At 44.2% G+C, this 20,339-nt stretch carries 17 protein-coding genes; 14 read left to right on the forward strand and 3 right to left on the reverse strand.

Annotation, left to right across the window (positions count from 1 at the left end; genetic code table 11):
• The first annotated feature begins 121 nt into the window (after positions 1–121).
• From C4S61_RS08975 to C4S61_RS08990, 4 genes are all read left to right on the forward strand, one after another.
• The gene (locus C4S61_RS08975) at positions 122–493 is read left to right on the forward strand and encodes a BlaI/MecI/CopY family transcriptional regulator (RefSeq protein ID WP_103924457.1); all 372 of its coding nucleotides are present in this window, start codon (positions 122–124) and stop codon (positions 491–493) included.
• Positions 493–1,881 carry a M56 family metallopeptidase gene (locus tag C4S61_RS22045; protein WP_103924458.1) on the forward strand — a complete coding sequence of 463 codons (1,389 nt, stop codon included), beginning with the start codon at positions 493–495 and terminating at the stop codon, positions 1,879–1,881. Before C4S61_RS08975 ends, C4S61_RS22045 begins: the two co-directional genes overlap by 1 nt.
• 90 nt (positions 1,882–1,971) lie before the next feature.
• Positions 1,972–2,226: a carboxypeptidase regulatory-like domain-containing protein gene (locus tag C4S61_RS08985; protein WP_103924459.1), complete on the forward strand. Its 255-nt coding sequence runs from the start codon at positions 1,972–1,974 to the stop codon at positions 2,224–2,226.
• 62 nt (positions 2,227–2,288) lie between these two features.
• Entirely contained in the window at positions 2,289–2,792 is a 504-nt protein-coding gene (locus C4S61_RS08990) for an energy transducer TonB (RefSeq protein ID WP_103924460.1), read from the forward strand.
• 88 nt (positions 2,793–2,880) lie between these two features.
• Here the strand turns inward: C4S61_RS08990 and C4S61_RS08995 are convergent, their stop codons facing one another.
• Complete coding sequence (locus tag C4S61_RS08995) at positions 2,881–5,424, reverse strand: M14 metallopeptidase family protein (protein WP_103924461.1); 2,544 nt, start codon at positions 5,422–5,424, stop codon at positions 2,881–2,883.
• A 134-nt stretch (positions 5,425–5,558) separates the two neighbouring features.
• Between C4S61_RS08995 and C4S61_RS09000 the strand changes: the two genes are divergently transcribed.
• The 3 genes from C4S61_RS09000 to C4S61_RS09010 all read left to right on the forward strand — a co-directional run bounded on the left by C4S61_RS09000 (position 5,559) and on the right by C4S61_RS09010 (position 8,797).
• Positions 5,559–6,326: a 3-keto-disaccharide hydrolase gene (locus tag C4S61_RS09000; RefSeq protein WP_103924462.1), complete on the forward strand. Its 768-nt coding sequence runs from the start codon at positions 5,559–5,561 to the stop codon at positions 6,324–6,326.
• 103 nt (positions 6,327–6,429) lie between these two features.
• The gene (locus C4S61_RS09005) at positions 6,430–7,773 is read left to right on the forward strand and encodes a Gfo/Idh/MocA family protein (protein WP_103924463.1); all 1,344 of its coding nucleotides are present in this window, start codon (positions 6,430–6,432) and stop codon (positions 7,771–7,773) included.
• Between the two features lie 331 nt (positions 7,774–8,104).
• Positions 8,105–8,797, forward strand: coding sequence for a hypothetical protein (locus tag C4S61_RS09010; protein WP_146064368.1), 693 nt, complete (start codon positions 8,105–8,107; stop codon positions 8,795–8,797).
• Between the two features lie 114 nt (positions 8,798–8,911).
• On the opposite strand, the gene C4S61_RS09015 is transcribed toward C4S61_RS09010, so the two are convergent.
• Positions 8,912–9,295 (reverse strand): hypothetical protein, encoded by a 384-nt coding sequence (locus C4S61_RS09015; protein ID WP_103924465.1) that lies wholly within the window; start codon positions 9,293–9,295, stop codon positions 8,912–8,914.
• 387 nt (positions 9,296–9,682) lie between these two features.
• Between C4S61_RS09015 and C4S61_RS22565 the strand changes: the two genes are divergently transcribed.
• The 4 genes from C4S61_RS22565 to C4S61_RS09035 all read left to right on the forward strand — a co-directional run bounded on the left by C4S61_RS22565 (position 9,683) and on the right by C4S61_RS09035 (position 14,789).
• Positions 9,683–11,020, forward strand: a complete 1,338-nt coding sequence (locus C4S61_RS22565; RefSeq protein ID WP_317046046.1) for a fasciclin domain-containing protein — start codon at positions 9,683–9,685, stop codon at positions 11,018–11,020.
• A gap of 384 nt (positions 11,021–11,404) precedes the next feature.
• Positions 11,405–13,597, forward strand: a complete 2,193-nt coding sequence (locus C4S61_RS09025) for a TonB-dependent receptor (protein ID WP_103924466.1) — start codon at positions 11,405–11,407, stop codon at positions 13,595–13,597.
• Between the two features lie 155 nt (positions 13,598–13,752).
• The gene (locus C4S61_RS09030; protein WP_103924467.1) at positions 13,753–14,148 is read left to right on the forward strand and encodes a hypothetical protein; all 396 of its coding nucleotides are present in this window, start codon (positions 13,753–13,755) and stop codon (positions 14,146–14,148) included.
• 2 nt (positions 14,149–14,150) lie between these two features.
• Positions 14,151–14,789: a hypothetical protein gene (locus C4S61_RS09035; protein WP_103924468.1), complete on the forward strand. Its 639-nt coding sequence runs from the start codon at positions 14,151–14,153 to the stop codon at positions 14,787–14,789.
• Positions 14,790–14,804: 15 nt separating this feature from the next.
• On the opposite strand, the gene C4S61_RS09040 is transcribed toward C4S61_RS09035, so the two are convergent.
• Positions 14,805–16,142: a metal-dependent hydrolase family protein gene (locus tag C4S61_RS09040; protein WP_103924469.1), complete on the reverse strand. Its 1,338-nt coding sequence runs from the start codon at positions 16,140–16,142 to the stop codon at positions 14,805–14,807.
• 491 nt (positions 16,143–16,633) lie between these two features.
• Between C4S61_RS09040 and C4S61_RS09050 the strand changes: the two genes are divergently transcribed.
• From C4S61_RS09050 to C4S61_RS09060, 3 genes are all read left to right on the forward strand, one after another.
• Positions 16,634–18,277 carry a TldD/PmbA family protein gene (locus C4S61_RS09050; protein WP_103924471.1) on the forward strand — a complete coding sequence of 548 codons (1,644 nt, stop codon included), beginning with the start codon at positions 16,634–16,636 and terminating at the stop codon, positions 18,275–18,277.
• A 17-nt stretch (positions 18,278–18,294) separates the two neighbouring features.
• The gene (locus tag C4S61_RS09055; protein ID WP_103924472.1) at positions 18,295–19,611 is read left to right on the forward strand and encodes a TldD/PmbA family protein; all 1,317 of its coding nucleotides are present in this window, start codon (positions 18,295–18,297) and stop codon (positions 19,609–19,611) included.
• A 112-nt stretch (positions 19,612–19,723) separates the two neighbouring features.
• Entirely contained in the window at positions 19,724–20,338 is a 615-nt protein-coding gene (locus C4S61_RS09060) for a DUF4159 domain-containing protein (RefSeq protein WP_103924473.1), read from the forward strand.
• The last annotated feature ends 1 nt before the right edge of the window (position 20,339 follow it).

Genomic DNA, 20,339 nt, shown 5'->3' on the forward strand with positions numbered 1-20,339 from the left:
AAAAGGTTAAATGAATATTGTTTTGAAAGATTTAATCTTTCTAAAAGAATATTTTAATTTTTTTTCGTATTTCTACGACAAAGGCGTAGGAAAATACAATTTGCTTTTTTAACTTTCAATTATGGAAGAACTTAACCAAAACGAAGAACAGATCATGTCAATCTTCTGGAATCAGGGAGAATTGTTGATCAGAGATGTATTGGACCAATTGCCGGATCCAAAGCCACCCTACACCACCTTAGCCTCAACGATCAAAAATATTGAGCGTAAAGGATATCTCACCCATCGGATGTATGGTACGGTAAATATTTACAAACCAGCTGTGAATCAAGAAGATTACAGTAAAAAGAGCTTTAACAGGCTTGTAACGCATTTCTTTGGAGGATCCGTCGGGAATTTCCTTTCCTTCATGGTCAAGGAGAAAAACATTTCCGATAAGGAAGTGAAAGAGCTTCAGGATATGATCGACAAATTGGATAACTCCAAGAAGTAATGAATGCGCTCTTGATTTATCTTGTAGAGGTTTCCATTTGTTTGGCAATCTCCTTGGTGATCTACAGAGTTTTGCTGAGTGGATTGACCTTTTTCTCCTGGAATAGGTCAATCCTCCTCGGTCTACTTTTTCTATCGGGTTTGATTCCGCTACTCCAATTTGAGTTTTTCGGTATTGGACCGGAGGTTTCAGAGATTATTTTACCGGTTTTTCTGGTCGGAGATCAGGACGGTGCAGTAGGAAGCAGTTCACTCTCCTGGGGTCAATTGTTAATTAGGATCTATTTTATCGGGGCTGCTTTTACTGCCTCACGCTTGATTTTTGGTTTTATGATTTCTCAAAGACAAATCGGAAAAGCCCAAAAAATCTATTATAACAAACATTTCATTGCCATTCATCCGAAGTTTGTACCCGCCTCATTCTTCGAGTACATTCTGATGCCGGACTTCAATCCGGATAGCCCGGAACAAAAGCAAATCATCCTTCATGAATCCATGCATGTCAGACTTTGTCACAGCTGGGATTTGTTGCTGGTGAATTTTGCCAAAGTGCTCTTTTGGTTTAATCCGTTGATCTATTTATTTGAGAACTCTCTACGTGAAGTACATGAATATCAGGCGGATCAAGGGGTCACCTCTTCTTACGCTCCGAGAGAATATGCAACGTTGCTATTGAGCTTGATCACTGCTAAGCCGGGTTGGCAGTTTATGAACAATTTCAACCAGTTTCAGACCAAGAAGCGGATCATTATGATGGGTAAATCTCAATCTTCTGCTTGGCAAAAACTGAGGTTTTTAATCTTTATTCCGGTGGTAGGTATGTTGCTTTTTGTTTTTTCCTGTGAAAAAGAGGATATGAGTCCACAATTGGCTGTGGTAAGCGATTTTCCGGAAATCCTAGAAGTGCCAATTACTGATAAAATGCCTCCAATTCCTTCCAATTTGGATCTGCGAAATATTGTAGAAGTTCCAGCAGATGAAGTATTTGACGTAGTGGAAGAGCAGCCTAGTCCTCAAGGAGGGATGAACGGTTGGAATCAATACCTAGCTAAAAATATTACTTATCCGGCGCAGGCGCGTCAGTTGGGAATCGAAGGGACGGTGATCGTTGTCTTTGAAATTCAAAAAGACGGATCAATTCGAAATGTTGAAATCCTCAGAGGAATAGGAGGTGGAGCAGATGAAGAAGCAGTTCGGGTAGTACAAAATGCTCCAAAATGGCAACCTGGTAAACAGCGAGGTAGAGAAGTCATTACGCGTATGAGGTTGCCGATTCGATTTAAGCTGGCAAGCATTTCGGAATCAAATCTCATATCTGCTAAGTCTATTGAAGAACCAAAAGTTATTCCTTCGGAACCGCTTCAGGAAATTGCAGAGATTGCCTATTAAGCTCAGAGCAACTGATCTCACATCGGTCCTTTGACTTTAAGTCTTGGATAATTATTGAAGACTAATTTTTAACTTAAATCCACAAAGTATATGAGATATTCTATTTCAAGTAAAATTATCCCTTTCACTTTGATGTTTTTGAGCACTTTGTTAATGTCTTCAGAGTCTTTTGGACAAAAGGATAAAGGCGGAATTAAAGTAGAAGGTTCTGTGACCGATACTGAGGGACGAGTCATTAAAGGAGCAACTATTTTAATCAAAGGGATCACCTCGGGGACTGTTACCACTATAGAAGGAAACTTTGCATTCACGGTTCCGTCAGAATTTATCTCATTGATTAGTTAACTCTGGGGAAATCTTAGAGATAGAACTTTTATTTCAAATTTTAACCAATAAATCAAACAGTTATGAAAAACAATGAATTGAAAATCAGTAAAATAACAGGAATATTGGCAATTTATCTGATAATCGTTTTCTCAGCTTGTGACATCGCCACCGAACCGGAAATCGAAGGCCCTACTCAAGTGGAAGCCAAACAGACGCTGGGTTCCTCCAATATTTTATCCCGTGTGAATGATGTAGCAAAAGATGGAAATAAAATATTTGATGTGACCGAAGTCCAGCCAAATCCTCCCGGAGGCATGGAAGGTTGGAATAAATACCTTCAAGAAAACTTGGTCTATCCAGCAGAAGCCAAAAGTATGGGTATTGAAGGGACAGTGATTGTGGTATTTGTAGTCAATTCCGATGGGTCCATCTCTGATGTTGAAGTTCTGAGAGGAATAGGAGGCGGTGCAGATGAAGCTGCTGTACAAGTAGTCCAAAACTCTCCCAATTGGGAACCTGCAAAGCAAAAAGATCAGGTGGTCAATTCCAGAATGAGATTGCCTGTCCGATTTAAGTTAAGCTAAATCAATTCCTGTTTATTTGAAATCTAAAAAGCCGCTAAGCATCCACTCAGCGGCTTTTTTTTAGATTTCAGACTTTAGCCTTCTGATGTCAATCCATGTTGTCCCCGTGGAAAATTGCATTCAAGAACAGCTTATTCGTTCCAAACCACGTTCCCCGGAAGTTTGGGCTGTCGAAGAAATGAACGACCCGACCTTGGCCTGAGGATGAAATAACCACTCCAGCACTTAGCTTGAGCTTTTCCAGATTGGTCTTGGAGATGTAGCCACCCAAATGAGGGTTTGCGGTGTATTTCACCGGCGTAAGGTATTTGTCAGCAGAGGGTGCAATGAAAATATCTGTATTGCGGTACACAGGAAGGTTATTGCGGTGATAGCCGTATGCGATCGGATGTGTCAAATCCAGTTCGGCCAGATAAATACTTCCACCCACTTCTTTTGCACCTTCAAAATCATTTCGAGTATCAAATGGGAGCACCTCTGGATCTTTTGGCGCATCCGCCAATTCTACGGCAGCTTCCTTGGTGATTCCTTTTTGATTGAGCCAAAGGGATGCATTTTTCATGGCAATGATGGTTCCACCGCGATTAACCCAGTCCTTGAGGTGATTGACTGATCCTTCGGATAGTGTGTTGTAATTCCCTGAAGGCATGATCAAGGTGGTGTAATCGTGAAGATTTACTCGTCCAAATTGCTCCGTATTGATTTTGGTGAATGGCATTCCCAGCTGCTGATCCATCAGATTCCAGATTTCTCCTGCCTCATAAGAATTGATACCAGTGCCTACCACCATCAAGACTTTGGGCTGCTGAATTGCTGAAACTTTATTCGAACCCAAGTCAATTCCGCTGAGGTTTAATCCCGTCTGAACGGCATAAACTTTCTGTCCGTTTTTGGCAGCCAGTTCTTTTAGTTTGGAGGATACCTCCTCTGCTTTCAATTTCTGAAAGCCCATAGGAATCATCATCGTACCTGCGGCAAATTCCACCTTGCCATCTTGTGTTTGGGAAGAAAATGCTCCATGAATTGCCTCGACATGGATTCCTGTTTTTTGCAATTCAAAAAGGATCTTTGGAGCATAATAATCTGACCAATCGATCAGATAGGCATAAGCTTTTCCCTCCGGGAAAGTAAATTCAGGTGTTGCTACCGTGGTGATCTCAGTTCCGCTTTTAGCTGTGGCAGCTGCTGCAAAAGGCATCCCGTAGGCAGCTGCCATGGTCCACGCAGAAGCATCATAAAACACGGAGTCGGCAAATTCCTTTACGTATTCAAACATGGTGCGTACCATGCGATACTGGGGCTGATTTGTAGGAACTACCCAGGATTTCCCTTTTTTGAATGCCTGTCCGTCTACAGTCAGGTCTGCAGAATTTTCATAGACTTTGATCTTGTGATCAAGCAGAAACCTCACAAACAATCGATTTCTACCGTCGTCAAATTCGTCCCCAAAGACATAGCTTTTGGCGGCATCTTTTCCACCTTCTGCCGCTGCACTTTCGAAGAATTCCCTCAAATAATCGTGCAGATACACTCGGTTGTCCAAGGCCGCCTCCATGGTCGCCAAGGAATTAACGACGTGATTTCTTATGGTGAAGGCAAAGGAAATATCACCGCGCTGACTGGCCTGTAAATGACCCCTTGAGCTTGCGGTTTCGAATACCAAACCCAAGCCTCCGTGAATGTCAGGATAGGTCGAACCATAACCCGGATAGCTGTTGTCAAAGACCTCTTTGGTCCAGTATAAGCTTCCTATCTCGTCCATATACTTAGCGAAATACTTCGCAAATCGGGGATTGATGTCATCGTAGTTTTTTCTTGGGACAACGGGGTTTTCCGAACCAAAAGGTTTGGTTGGCTCGAAGAAATAGGTGCTGTTGGTTCCCATTTCATGGAAATCCGTAGTCACATTTGGATACCACTGATGATACCACTCCACTTTCACCCGTGATTCAGGGTGAGCCAGCGGCAACCAGTCCCGATTCAGATCAAACCAATAATGATTCGTTCTTCCTCCCGGCCAAGCTTCATTGTGTTCTCGGTCCAGCGGATCCGCGACCGGGGGGAAGCCCTTGTTGGAGTTGGCCCAAAGGCTGTGTCGGTCACGTCCATCCGGATTCAAGGTCGGATCGATGTGGACGACCATATTTTCACGGAGATTTTTCGCCAAGTCAGATTGGCTAGCCATAATCCAATAAGCGGTCAGTATGGCTGCCTCTGCAGAAGAAGGCTCATTCCCATGAACTCCGTAGCCGAGATGAACAATGGAAGGCATGGTGCTCACATCCGGTTTGGACTGGGAAGGATCAGCTAATTGAAGCTGTTTTTGACGGATCTGCTCCAGATTTCCCATGTTTTTGGCAGAAGCGATGGTCAAAATGACTTTCGGCCGGTGCTCATGGGTATAGCCGATAGTTTGGAGTTGAGCCGTTTCACTGATCTGATCGAGCTTTTCGAAGTATTTTACGATCAGATCATACCTTGTATGCCAATCACCAATGGGATATCCCAGAAATTGGGATGGTGAGGGGATATTAGGATCGAATTTTTCTCCCGGAAAATAGTATTCTTCCTGAGCCAGAGCGAGATTACTCAGAAAAAGGGTGAAAATCAGGTAGAGTATGGTTTTTTGCATGGGGATTAATTTTGTGAAAAGTAAAAAAGGAATCGGGCATTTCCAGCAAAAATCCATCAGCGGCTTTCGCATTCACGTCTTTTTTACTGTAATTTATCGGGTTATCAATCAATTCCTAAAATAATCTATTGTATATGAAGAAGCAGTTAGTAGCTATCCCTTTCTTGGTGGCAGGACTTTCGGTATGTTCCTTAACCCAAGCCCAAGACCAAACTCCTCCTAAGTTACCTCCTCAGGCAACTGAATTTTACACGCCTGTTCCTCCCAAAGTCACTCCGGGTGCAAACAACACCGCACCTCCTTCGGACGCAATTGTGATTTTTGACGGATCGAATCTGAATGGTTTTGTAAGTGCCAGAGACGGTTCAAGTCCCGCAGCATGGACTTTGGAAAACGGTGAATTGGTTGTCGCCAAAGGAAAGGGCGATATCCAGTCAAAACTTGCTTTTGGAGATGCACAATATCACGTCGAATGGTCAGCACCTACGGAGATCGTAGGCGAAGGACAGGGTCGGGGAAACTCCGGTTTTTTCCTGATGGGAATCTACGAAGTGCAGATTTTGGACAGTTACGAAAGCAAGACTTATACCAACGGTCAGGCAGGAAGTATCTACAAGCAGCATCCTCCATTGGTCAACCCCCTCAGAGCTCCCGGAGAGTGGAATTACTATGATATCATCTTCAAAGCACCCCGCTTTGACAAAAACGGAATGGTGACCTCACCCGCTACGGTTACCGTCTTGATCAATGGGGTGTTGGTACAGAATAATGTAATCCTGAAAGGGCCAACTGAATACATCGGTATTCCAAATTACAAGGCTCATGCGGAAGAATTGCCGATCAAACTTCAGGACCACGGCAATCCGGTTCGGTTCAGAAATATTTGGGTCAGACCGCTTTAATCAGTTGGCAGTGGTTAGTTTTCAGGAGGCAGATCTCTGCAAACTGCCTACCGTAAACTGCCTACTTTCAATAAAACAGTAATCCAATAACCAATTAACCATCATGACTTCAAGAAGACGTTTTATCCAAAATACCATGCTGCTCGGAGCAGGCCTAAGCATGCCTACCATCCTGACAGCTGCTGATTTCGGGAAATATACCCGAACTATCGGTGCCAATGACCAAATCAACTACGGCGTGATCGGATGCAAAGGAATGGGTTGGTCCAATATGAATGCTCACCTGAAAAACGCTCAAGTCAACTGTGTCGCTCTTTGCGATGTGGATCAGAGTGTATTGGATCAGCGCACGGAGGATGTATTCAAGCTCCGAAATACCCGCCCCAAGCAATACACCGATTACCGCAAAATGCTCGAAGATAAGGATATCGATGTGGTGATCATCGGTACCCCGGATCATTGGCATTGCCTCAATATGGTGGATGCAGTCTCAGCTGGAAAGCATGTCTACGTCGAAAAGCCGATTGCCAATACCATCGAAGAGTGTCAGATCATGGTGAAAGCACAGGAGCGTTACGGCAAAGTGGTACAAGTAGGGCAGTGGCAGCGTTCGGGTTCCCAGTATGATGAAGCCATTAACTATGTGAAGTCAGGAAAACTCGGTCAGATCCGCCTGGTGAAATGCTGGGCTTATCAGGGATGGATGAAACCGGTCCCTGTAGTGCCAAACGGTCCTGCACCGGCTGGTGTGGATTACAACATGTGGCTCGGTCCGGCCCCTATGCGGGAATTCAATGCCAACCGATTCCATTTCAACTTTCGTTGGTTTTGGGATTATGCAGGTGGCTTGATGACAGACTGGGGAGTGCACGAAATCGACATTGCGCTCTACGCTATGGGCGTAAGTGCGCCTAAATCCGTGATGGCTTCCGGTGGTAAGTTCGCCTATCCGGATGATGCTTCGGAGACTCCGGATACGCTACAGACCGTGTATGAATACGAAGGATTCAATATGCTATGGGAACATGCCACTGGAATTGACGGCGGAAATTATGGAACGACAGAAGGAATCGCTTTTATCGGAAACAATGCGACGCTTGTCGTGAATCGTGGTGGCTGGAAAGTGATCCCGGAAACCGAAAATGTGGATGGTCAGCGAAAAAATAAGATCGAAGAAGTGCCTCATACCCGTCCAAGTGGACCAAGCGCACTAGACCTTCATGCGGTCAACTTCATCGAAGCCGTTACGGCTAATGATCCAAAGTTGCTCAAATGCGCCATTCAGACGGGATCAGTTGCTGCGATCAATGCTCAAATGGGAAATATTGCCTATAAGACCGGCAAGAAAGTCTATTGGGATGCCACCAAAAATATGTTTACCGATACCGATGCTAATGCCCTGATGAAAGCCAACTATCATAATGGCTGGAAAGTGCCAAATGTATAAGATTTTATGTCAAACTGAGTCTTAACTATTCTGCGAACATACAAAATGGAAATGACTGTGGTTTAATGTAAAAGCAAGGGTATTGTCATCTTGAGCGGAGTCGAAAGGTCCTCGGCTCCGCTCGGACTGACGCCCCTTCTAGCTTATCAAAATCAATCTGTCATCAGTAGCGAAGTCGAAGTGTCAGCACCAGGATTTGAAATTGCCCTCCAGAGAGATTTGGGGGGCTTTTCTTTTGAGTAAAATCTTTGCTGATCGGTTTCCGGTAAATCGTCCTAATTTTGTGGAATTCTACCAACAAAAATTATTTAACTATTCCAGACCAGTGATTATGAAAAAGATATTTATGAGTTGCCTGTTGGTTTTCTCCTTTATGGGAATAATTCTAGCTCAAAATGAATCAGAAAGCCTGATTGATGGCTGTTCTTGTGCGATTGAGGAAGTCTTGCTTGAAAATCATCCGCTAAACCAATGGGAAAAAACGCCAACAATGCTTAGCAGACCAGAATTTTATCCCGTTCGCACTTTCCTCGAAAGTAGTGCCTTGCCGGCTGGGCCATCGGGTTATACTACCGCAATTGGAGTTCGTGGTGGCTATACCTCAGGTCTTACGCTTAAGCACTTTGTCAATAATAAAGCCGCTGTAGAAATAATAGTAGGTGCCAGTAGATGGAGGGGAACTTCCCTTACGGGGATATACGAATGGCATAAAAAAAATGCACTTGAAGTTCCTGAATTGAGTTGGGTTTATGGAGTGGGGGCAAGGCTGGGCTTTTACGATGGACGTGACTATTATGACGGATATGGTGGGAAATGCAATGATCCCCGAAATCCAAAATGCCCGGCCTATTGGGGTGATCGGTCTTTTGCGGCCATTGGAATAGTGGGAATCGGAGGTCTGGAGTATAAATTCAGAGACGCTCCCCTGACTATCGGAATTGATTTGATCCCATATTTCTACTTTCAGCACTATCGGGGCAATTTTATCGATGGAAGTCTTTCTCTCAGATACGTATTGAAGTAAAGTGCACTTGATCTAAAAGGAAATGTCCTGAAAATTATTTGTCGGAAAAACCAATTCTAAAACCCTTCGGGAAATGGATATTCTTCCAAAGCTCGAAGGGTTTTTTGCTTGGGATCATTCAGGTGTGATGTGAAGCTGAATTTGTAGACTTCCCGGATCCATCGAAATTCCCCGGATACTAAAGTCTGCCGTGGCTAGTTTCTCTTTTTCCGGAAGGAAAGAAAAGGGATTGATTTCAAAACGCCTTTGTTTCTTATTCCAAATAATGCCTTCTCTCTCGAATTTGAAAAGCCAGTTTACCACCAGATTTTTCCAAAATCCCAAACTATACCCGATCACGATAGTCCTGTCCGTAAATCCCAGAATTTCACCTGAAATAGTGGCCTTCGGATGGTGAATTATAAACTTGTCTTGACCAGTTATTTCCAAACTAACCCCTGCCTCCGAAGCGGTATCGACTAAAAATTGAAGTTCTTTTTCAGTTAATTTTATTTCCATGAAATTGATGTCAAAAATGAGAATGAAACTTCCTCGATTGAACTACTGATGAGTAGGAATTGATTTAACGGGAAAAATGATATGATGGAAAGGTTTGCATCTTAATTCTTCTGGAAAAGGCTCGAAAATGTGACAAGCTTTTCCAAAAATCAAATGTTTTTTTTCTTCCTAAATCTTAGTTTCATTGATTTACAATTCTGTACGACTCAAACTCACTGATAAGTAATTGATTGATAAAAATCCCATAATCTGATCATTTAGAGGGGTTTAATTTTTTTTAGAAATCGTTGTACAATTAAACGAATCTTTCATTTTTCCATAACCAAAGCCTTTTCCTGTGGGTTACTTTTTCATACCAACTTATTAACTAACCTAATATTAACAGCTATGATGAATTCAAAATTCAACCCGTGGAGATCATTTGCTCTGCTGGTTTCGCTCGGATCTGTTCTGAGTTTTTCCGCTTGTGAGGATGAAGTGGATCCTCCGATGGTACCTGAAAGTGAAACTATTGTAGATGTTGCGGCAGCAAACCCGGATTTTTCTACGCTTGTAGCGGCAGTAGGGGAAGCAGGACTGGTAGAAGCCCTATCTGGTCCGGGACCTTTGACCGTATTTGCCCCCAATGACGATGCCTTTGAGGAATTTCTTGATGACAATAATTTGACTTCCGATCAATTGTTGGCAAATCCTGATTTGGAAGATATCCTTACTTATCATGTGGTAAATGGAGCCGTGGCATCAGCTGATGTCGCACCCGGCCCGGTTACCGCCTTGAATCAAAGTCAGTTTTACGTCAGTGAAGATCCTTCCGGCAATCTTTGGATCAATGGTAATGCTCAAATCATCCAGACAGATATTGCAGCAGACAATGGAATTATCCATGTGTTGGATTATGTAATTACGGCTCCCACGCAGAATATTGCGGAGATTGCCCTTGCCGCCAATGAAGCCGAAACGCCCGAGTTTACCCAATTGGTAGCGGCATTGATTCGTGCAGACTTAGTCGAAGCTGTCAGTGGAGATGCGATGGATAACCTGACCGTATTTGCGCCCACCGATGAGGCTTTTGAATCATTGTATGAGGCTTTGGGAGTGAGCGGAGTGGACGAAATTCCGGTTGATCTGTTGACTGATGTGCTATTGTACCATGTTGTGCCTGCGCGAGCTTTCTCCCAAGACCTTCGTCAGGATGCGAGTCTTCCTACCTTACTGGATGGACAGGAGTTGAGCGTGGATCTTGCAAACCTTGAAATCAACGATAGTGGTTTGATCAGTTCGGCTTTGAATATTCATGCGACCAATGGGGTGATTCACGCCATCGATCAGGTATTGCTTCCGCCAAGCGATAGCGATGCTTCGGCTACAATCACTTTGGCGAACGTTGGTACTTCGGCTTATCGGGTTGTATCAATAGATGGAGTAGGTGCTTCTGCAACCTTGGATGCTGATAATGCCGGAATCGAATTGACAGAGGGTTTGAGATATACTTTCATCAATAATGGCGGTGCAAATCATCCCCTTGATTTCAGAAATTCCGATGGAGACATCCTCTTATCTGAAGACGCAGCGGATGGAAGTTTCGAGGACGATGCTGACGTAAATTTTGTGGTAGCTGGAGCCAATATCAGCTTTACCCTTACGGCTGAACTAGCGGAAGAACTTGCCACTTACAATTGCACGATACATTCAGCGATGGAAGGAGCGATAACCATTGCCGATTAAAGACTTGTTCATAGTTTGTTTGATTGGTTGGCTACTTCTGGGAGGGGGTAGCCAATTTTTTTTGGAGTTTAGATGAAGCATATAGCTAACAGATGCTGAGTTTTTGGGAATTTCTCTTTCTCCTCCTTGCCGACTATCGTGAGAATCCCCGACAATTCCCTTCCATATCTTAAAAACTGTCGATGATTTGGAAGAAAGAGGGGAGAATACATCTAATTCACAAAAGAATGAACTCTGTAAGAACTCTAGTAGGAGTCCGTTTTCTCCCAGTGCTTTCATCGCGCGCTTTATTACTTTTACAAAATATTCCTGTCCTTTGCGCTTGGGATCCACCCGCTATTCTTAAGCCATGAATTTTAATAATACACGTAAAAATTTTGAAGAATGAAGATTTCAGCCTATCCTTTGATTTTTGTGCTGCTTTGGCTCATTTTGTTCCCTTTGGGTGAAGCTTTTTCACAATCCAATTTTTCCTACCAAGCTCAGATTATTGACAAGGAATCAGAACTACCCCTGGTTGGAGCAACCCTTCAGTTGATTAATACCCCATTTGCAGCGGTTGCCGATGAGGAAGGGATGATCCGGTTGGAGGCCGTTCCTAATGGGTCTTACACTATTGAAGTTAGATTTTTGGGCTATAGAACAGCCCGGTTTGAGCGGAGCTTTCCCAATGAGAGTGATGAAGTGGAATTGATTGCACTGCATCATGATGAGGAGGAGCTGGAAGCCATCGTAGTCCGATCCATGAGATCCAGTCGGGTAATTGAAGATATTCCTAGCCGTGTGGAAGTCATCGCCGGGGAGGAACTCGCCGAAAAAGGCAATATGAAACCGGGTGACATCCGCATGCTCCTCAATGAAAGTACAGGAATCCAAACACAACAAACCTCCGCCACGAGTTACAATTCCAGTATCCGAATTCAGGGTTTGGACGGCAAGTACACGCAACTTTTGCGTGATGGTTTGCCCTTGTATTCGGGCTACTCTGGAGGGTTGAGTTTGATGCAGATTCCACCTTTGGATCTGGCGCAGGTAGAGGTGATCAAAGGCTCCGCGTCTACGCTTTATGGGGGTGGTGCAATTGCGGGCTTGGTGAATTTGATTTCAAAGCGACCTTCGGAAGATGGAGACTTGGACCTGATGGTCAATGGGACTTCAGCATTGGGATTGGATGTCAGTGCTTTTTATTCCGAGCAATTTGAAAAAGTTGGTACCACTATTTTTGCCTCTTTCAATAAAGGAACTGCCTACGACCCTTCCTCGGTAGGACTGACCGCTATTCCTGAATTTGATCGGATTACGGTCAATCCCAAAATTTTTTGGAATCCTAAAGCTGATACTGAATTGATCCTGGGGTTCAACTGGACGACAGAAGATCGACTGGGAGGAAATCTGGATTATATTAAAGGGGAATCGGTATCGGATCCTTACTTTGAACGAAATGAAACAGACCGCTTTTCCACCCAGATAAGCTATCGAAAAAACTGGGGAGAAGATCTTGTTTTGGAGTTCAAGAATAGCCTAAACTTCTTCAATCGAGAGATTACGCTGCCGGGTTATCAGTTTGGGGGAAAGCAGTTTTCTTCTTTTTCCGAGCTCAATTTCCAAAAGCAAAATGCCAATTCAGAGTGGACTTCGGGAGTGAATCTATGGACAGAAAACTTTGACCAAAGCCAGGGAAACCTAGCTGACCCGCTGGATTATGAATTGAATACGGTAGGAGCTTTTGTCCAAAATATCTGGAATATGACCGAAAAATGGACTTTGGAATCTGGTTTTCGACTCGATTATCAGAAGGATTACGGGCTATTTCCTTTGCCAAAAGTCTCCTTGATGGTGGAGCCTTCGGAACTCCTAACAATGCGATTGGGAGGAGGATTGGGATACAAATCACCGACCGTTTTTTCGGAAGAAGCGGAGCGATTGTCTTTCAGAAATGTACTGCCTATCGATCCTTCCCAGTTTGAAGCTGAGCGTTCGGCTGGTGCCAATTTCGACATCAATTACAAGATAGCCATTGGAGAAGAAGCCACACTGAATACCAACACGCTTTTTTTCTACACCCAGATCCAAGATCCGCTGATGCTGGTCGCTGCAGGGTCAGGGTATGAATTTCGTCAACCCGAGGGTCAGATTCGGACTCAGGGAATGGAGCTCAATCTGAAGTGGACTTATCGGGATTGGAAATTGTTTTTGGGCTATACCTATGCGGATGTAGAAGAGCGTCAAGGAGGAGTCAGCAGTCAATTTCCGTTAGTCGCGAAGCATCGATTGAACAATGTGCTGATGTACGAAAAGCATGATAACTTTTGGATAGGATTGGAAGGCTATTATTTCAGTCCTCAGCTTCTTAATGACGGTCAGACAGGCCAGTCCTACTGGATTCTGGGTTTGATGTCAGAGAAAAAGCTGGGGGAAAACTTTTCGGTTTTCCTAAACTTTGAGAACTTTCTTGACACCCGACAGACTGCTTTTGACACGATCTTTACCGGTTCGATCAGCAATCCACAGTTTCGGGATATCTATGCACCAGTGGATGGATTTGTGATCAATGGGGGATTTAAGCTGCATTTGTAAGTGAGCGGGTCTTGATCGCTCAATTCGCTGAATTTAAAATCCTTCGTCTTTATCCTGATTCTCCAGAAGTCTGACGATTTGTGATAGTCAAATTACTAGTAACCTAGCATGTCATATTTTCGTTTTTGAATTACTCTTTTTAAAGGCAAAACCACATGAACTGGATTAAGTATTACCATACCAAAAATCTGTTGATTTTCATTTTTCTCCTGTTTTTTGCTCAAGGCTGCCAGGAGTTTATTCATGACAGTTTTGATACTTTTCAAGGAGTGATCGTGGATAAGGAGGGAGATCCTGTTTCCAATTTGAGGTTGAATTTTTATTCCAATTCTTCTTTAATTTATTCGATCACCACAGATAATCTTGGCGCATTCAAGGTTGTGGTACCCTCCAAAAATCTGGATGATAGTTACAGGTTGACCGCTCCATCCCCATTTTTATTTGAGGTCAATCAGAATGAATTTATTTACACGGATAGGGATTTGATGCTTGATCCTTCACTAAGGGATGCAAATGGGGTGATTGATTTGGGAACAGTGATTTTGGTATAACCATGAAAAAATTAATCTTTTTAATTCCAGTCTTATCGTTTCTGAGTCTAAGTATTTGTCATTCCCAAGAAGCGAAGAAGTGGAAAAAATTCGAGAAGGGCATCTTTTTTTCGGATTTCAGTGCAGAGTTTCTTGGGAGAAATTTTAAGGAGGGCAACTTTCTGGGGGATGCATACCAGGTATCTTTAGGATATCAGATCAATTTTGATTTGGGAGTTTCAGGATATCCGGGTTTGGGATTTTATGCGAGTGGAAATGGTGCTAAAGTTCTTGAAAATCAATTTTTGGGTGGCTTTTTTACCGAGGCTAGATTCCGGGAAGGAGGAATTTTCATCTTTTATGATATCCCTTTGGGAGATCGCTTGGTGATTCGACCGGAACTGGGCTTTGGGAACTTCAGAGTAATTCATGGATTTTCTCCCGCTCGTTTTATTCTGAATTATTCTCATTTTTTTGGGAAAGCAAATGTCCAGTATCATTTAGCCAAAATTTCTGAGGATTTCATCTTAAGTGCCACATTAGGTGCGGAATATGGATTTTACAATGGCAGAAGCATAATAATCAATGATCAAGATCGAAATTACCTTCGTAGGTCATCTGGGCATCAAATCTCAACAGGTCTCCTTCTAAAAATTCATTGAGCTTTTATTACAGTTTTACTTCAGGATGTTTTTGTAAATTACTCCGTCCTTTATGACCAGCAGGATGTTTTTTTCAGGTTCGGTGATCAATTCCAGATTCTGTATCAAATTTCCATCCACCAAAATCAAATCTGCCAAAGCTCCTTCTGCTATCACTCCCAATTTGCCGGAATAAGGGCTTCTTTTTCCGGACAATTCGAGTAATTGGGCATTGTTTGCAGTGGCCATTTGGAGGATTTGAAAGTTGCTAAACCAACGCTTCATTTTCACCAGTTGAAGGCCAGGTTGTGCAGCTTTCTGGGCATCAAAGAGCACATCTGTGCCATAGGCGATTTTCATGTCGTACTTTTTGGCCAATTCAAACGCCGTATCTGTTCCCTGATACATTTCCAACTGCTTGGCACGACTCTCGGGACTGAGCACACCTTTGTCCCCTTCATCCACAAAAGGTTGCAAGCTCCAAAAAATGTTCTTTTCTACCATCATTTTCACTGTTTCCTCATCGATCAGCTGTCCGTGATCGATGCATTTGACACCGGCACGAATGGCTTGTTGGATTGCCTTTGGTGTGTAGGCATGGACAGTGACATAGGTGCCCCAGTTTTCCGCAGCTTCCACCGCTGCTCGGATCTCGGCTTCCGTGTATTGGGTTACATCCAGGGGATCGTAGATGGAAGAGACCCCGCCGCCTGCCATCAGCTTGATTTGGCTTGCTCCAAGCATCAATTGCTCCCGGACACGAAGTCTTACTGCATCGGGACTATCTGCCAGGGCGGCTGCATTGATCCGTTCGGCATAGGTCAAACCATTGGAGGGATCGGATGGAATCTCATTGGGAAGGCGGAAATCTCCATGTCCGCCTGTCTGTGAAATAAAGGCTCCCGAGGGCCAGATTCTCGGTCCAGGGATGACTTTGTTGTCGATTGCCTGCTTTAAACCAAAGACTGGCCCACCCAAATCCCGGATGCTGGTAAATCCTTTCATCAACAAGTTTTCCGCATTTTTACCGGCAACCAAGTTGACAAAGCCAATATTCGAGGTCAGTAAGGCGATCTGGGAAAGGCTTGAAAACATGGCGTGATAGTGCGCATCGATCAAACCCGGCATTAAAAATTTACCCTTGCCATCAATGAGCTGAACGTTTGCGCTTTTGTTGGTTGGAATAGGAGCGGTGGAAATCCTGGAGATGGTGTTCCCTTCGATCAGTATGTTCCCTTGGATTGTATTTTCAGATGATCCATTGAAAATTTCCACATTATTGATCAGGAGGATTTTGTTTTGAGCGAACAGGTTTTGAGAAAGTGTTACCAAAACCAGCGTAAGGATCCAGATGGAGCGTTTAAAAGTTTTCATAAAAATGGGTTTTTGCTGAGGTTGAATTTTATTTTAAGTTAAAAACAAACTGTGGAGAATTTGTTTTAATCTGGGTCATCCTACAATATGTTTCCCGACCTCCAAACCTCCTTACTTCCAAACTTCCATACACCCCTCACTTTAAAATTTAGATAGAAAATGTCCGCTTTCGTATCTTGCGAAGACCAGCTTTAATTAAAAATACACGTCCAAACCGAATATTTCCCACCAATTAAACCCATTTACCGCCATTATAACAAACCCGTTGAAAGCATTGGAGAATAGGATTACATTTAGCTCAAATGAATTTGACTTGCCAAAATCTGACAGCATTTTGAAAATCCAACTTATTAGCTCAATATTCTGGTATTTGGTTTTCTTCGGTATCCCGTCTTCGGTCTTCCGTCCAATCAACCCAGAAAAAGGCAAATTGACCTTTGAGCATGCATACAAATGAAAAAACATAACCTAACCATTAAACAAGCGATATTTTGAAGAGAAGAGATTTTATTCACCTTTCAGGGCTTGGATTGGGGGCAATGATGACTCCCGGTCTGGTTGCCTTCAGCCAGCCTGTCTCTGCTGAGCATTTGCTCACGCCCGGGATGGATGCAGCTGCCAAAAAACTCCTGGCAGATGTGGCTTTGAACACCGCCAAATCACTTGGTGCTACTTACACCGATGTCAGAATCGGACGGTACCTGCAGCAGTACCTTTTCACCCGGGAGAAAAATGTACAGGGAATCACCAATGCCGAATCTTTCGGTGTCGGTATCCGGGTCATTGCCAACGGAACCTGGGGCTTTTCGGCTACCTCCGAAGTGACTCCAGATGGAATCAAGAAATGCGCAGAAACTGCCGTTGCCATTGCAAAAGCCAACTCCAAACTCCAAAGTGAGCCGGTTGTCTTGGCACCCGTTCAGGCTTATGGCGAAGTGAGTTGGAAGACTCCAATCAAGAAAAACGCGATGGAGGTTCCGGTTAAAGACAAAATTGACTTGCTCCTTTCTGTGAACAATGCGGCCTTGGACAATGGCGCTGCCTTTGTCAATTCGGCGCTTTTCATGATCAATGAGCAGAAGTACTTTGCTTCGACTGATGGTTCTTACATCGATCAGGACATTCACCGCATTTGGCCAAACTTCACCGTCACCGCGGTGAATAAAGCCGAAGGAAACTTCCGCTCCCGACAGGCCCTAAGTGCGCCGATGGGCATGGGCTTTGAATATTTGGACGGCTTGGCTGCTGACAAGTACATGAATCCAGCCGGATTCAACAGCTATAAAAACAGCTACGACATGGTAGAAGATGCCGTGGCCGCTGCCAAACATGCCAAAGAAAAACTTACAGCCAAATCAGTATTGCCGGGCAAATATGACCTGATGCTGGATCCGGATCACTTGGGTCTTACCATTCACGAGTCAGTCGGTCACCCGCTGGAGCTCGATCGTGTATTGGGCTACGAAGCCAACTATGCAGGAACCAGCTTCGCGACCTTGGACAAGTGGAAATCAGGTGATTTCAAGTACGGTTCGGACAAAGTGACTATTGTGGCAGACAAAATCCAGCCAAATTCCCTCGGAAACGTGGGTTGGGATGATGAAGGGGTAAAAGCCAAAGAATGGGAACTGATCAAAAATGGTGTGCTTGTCAATTACCAGGCGATCCGTGATCAGGCCAAAATCATCGGCGAAAAAGAATCTCACGGTTGCTGCTTTGCTGACAACTGGTCTTCGGTACAGTTTCAGCGTATGCCTAACGTGTCCCTGAAACCGGGTGAAGAGAAAATGAGCCCGCATGAAATGATCAAGGATATCGAAAAAGGAATCTACATCATCGGTCGTGGATCCTATTCCATCGATCAGCAGCGCTACAACTTTCAGTTTGGAGGTCAGCTTTTCTACGAAATCAAAAACGGAGAAATAGCAGGAATGCTGGAAGACGTGGCTTACCAATCCAACACACAGGAATTTTGGAACAGCTGTTCAGCAGTGTGCGACAAAGACGACTATCGTCTTTTCGGCTCATTCTTCGATGGAAAAGGGCAGCCTTCTCAGTCCTCAGCGGTTTCTCACGGCAGCCCAACTACCCGTTTCGACGGAGTCAATGTCATCAACACAGGTAGAAACATTTAATTCTGAACATTATTATTATGGCTATACTAACTCAAGAAGAAGCAAAAGCGATTATAGATAAAGTTTTGTCTTATGCGAAAGCTGATGAAACCGAGGTCAGCATTCGTGGTGGCCGGACCGGCAACATCCGCTATGCAAGAAATACAGTAAACACCAGTGGAGAAACCAATGAGATCAATCTCAGCATCACTTCGGTTTATGGGAAAAAATCAGGCTCTGCCAGCATCAACGAACTGGATGATGAATCTCTGAAAAGAGCCGTGGCTCGTGCAGAGGAAATCGCAGTTTTGGCTCCCGAAAATCCGGAATACATGCCCATGCTCGGTCCGCAGAATTATGGACCTTCCAAAACGTTTGCAAAAGCTACTGATTCCATCAATCCCGAGTACCGGGCTCAGTTGGCAGTGGACAGCATCAAGCCCTGTGCAGATAATAACCTGACCGCTGCTGGATATCTGGAAGACTTCACAGGTTTTGTGGCAACCGGAAACAGTAAAGGGTTGTTTGGCTACAACCAGAGTACGAGTGTGGATTTTACCGTGACGGTCCGTTCGGCGGATGGTACAGGTTCAGGCTATGCCGGACGGGATTTCAATGATGCAGGCTTGCTGAAGGCGGGTGAAGTGACCAATGTTGCCGTCCAAAAAGCAATGGCATCTGTCAATGCGCAGGCCATAGAGCCGGGAAAATACACCGTCATTTTGGAGCCCATGGCTGCCAATGACCTGCTGAGACTTTTAGCTTCCGGTATGGATGCACGGAGTGCCGATGAAGGCCGAAGCTTTCTGAGTAAAAAAGGCGGAGGAACCAAGTTGGGAGAAAAGCTCTTCGACGAGCGGGTGAATATTTACTCCGATCCAGCTCATCCGGACATTCCTTCAGCACCTTGGTCTGGAGAAGGTTTTCCTTTGGAAAAGACCACTTGGGTAGAAAATGGAGTCGTGAAGAATATGTTTTATTCCCGTTATTGGGCAGAAAAGCAGGGAGTGCAGCCAGTAGCGAGACCTCAGGGATTTATTTTTGCCGGAGGCGATCAGTCACTTCCGGATATGATCAGAAATACCGAAAGAGGAATCTTGGTCACACGTTTCTGGTACATCCGCGCCGTGGATCCACAGACCTTGCTATACACTGGACTGACCCGTGACGGTACCTTCTACATCGAGGACGGTAAGATCAAATTCCCGGTGAAAAACTTCCGTTTCAACGAAAGTCCGATCATCATGCTCAACAACATTGAATCCTTGGGCAAACCGGAGCGAACAGGTGGAAACATGGTGCCTCCGATGAAAATTCGTGACTTTACGTTTACTTCATTGTCGGACGCTGTTTAATTTCTTGATTGTCTTCCTCTATTGTAAGTGGTGAGTGGTAATTTGTGAGTAGTTACTGCTTACTGTTTACTACTTACTACTTACAGAGGAAGTACTAAGACCAACTTCCACAATGTCTACATTTTTCTTCACCCGCCTCAAGTATAACTCCGGTAATTGGGATACGGATCAGCGCATGCCGTCCAATCTTCTCAATAGTCTGGTCGAGTACACGACGATTCCGGTGGATGAAAAGGAAAAAATTGTGGAGCTCAGCAGTGCCGAGATTTTCAAAAGTCCCTTTTGCTACCTGAGTGGACATAAGTTGGTGGAGTTTTCTCAGCAGGAGCGCAGAAACTTCAAAACTTACGTGGAGCAGGGTGGATTTGTCTTTGTAGACGACTGCAATCATGACATTGACGGGCTTTTTGCCAAGTCATTTGAGGAGGAAATGAGCCGGACTTTCGGTTCAGATGCCCTTCAAAAAATTCCCAATGACCATTGGATCTATCGTTGCTTTTTCACTTTCGAAGACGGTCCTCCTGCGACTTCCTTTGAACTGAATGGTTGGGGAGATGATCTGGTTCACGATTACCTCAAAGCTATTCAGATCAATGGCCGAATCGGTGTGCTCTACAGCAACAAGGACTACGGCTGCGAGTGGGATTACGATTTTCGAAATAAGCGATTTCTCAAAATTGACAACACCCGTTTTGGAGTAAACATCGTGGTGTACGCTTTAACCTAAT

The organism is Algoriphagus boritolerans DSM 17298 = JCM 18970 (assembly GCF_900108085.1).
GTDB lineage: Bacteria > Bacteroidota > Bacteroidia > Cytophagales > Cyclobacteriaceae > Algoriphagus > Algoriphagus boritolerans.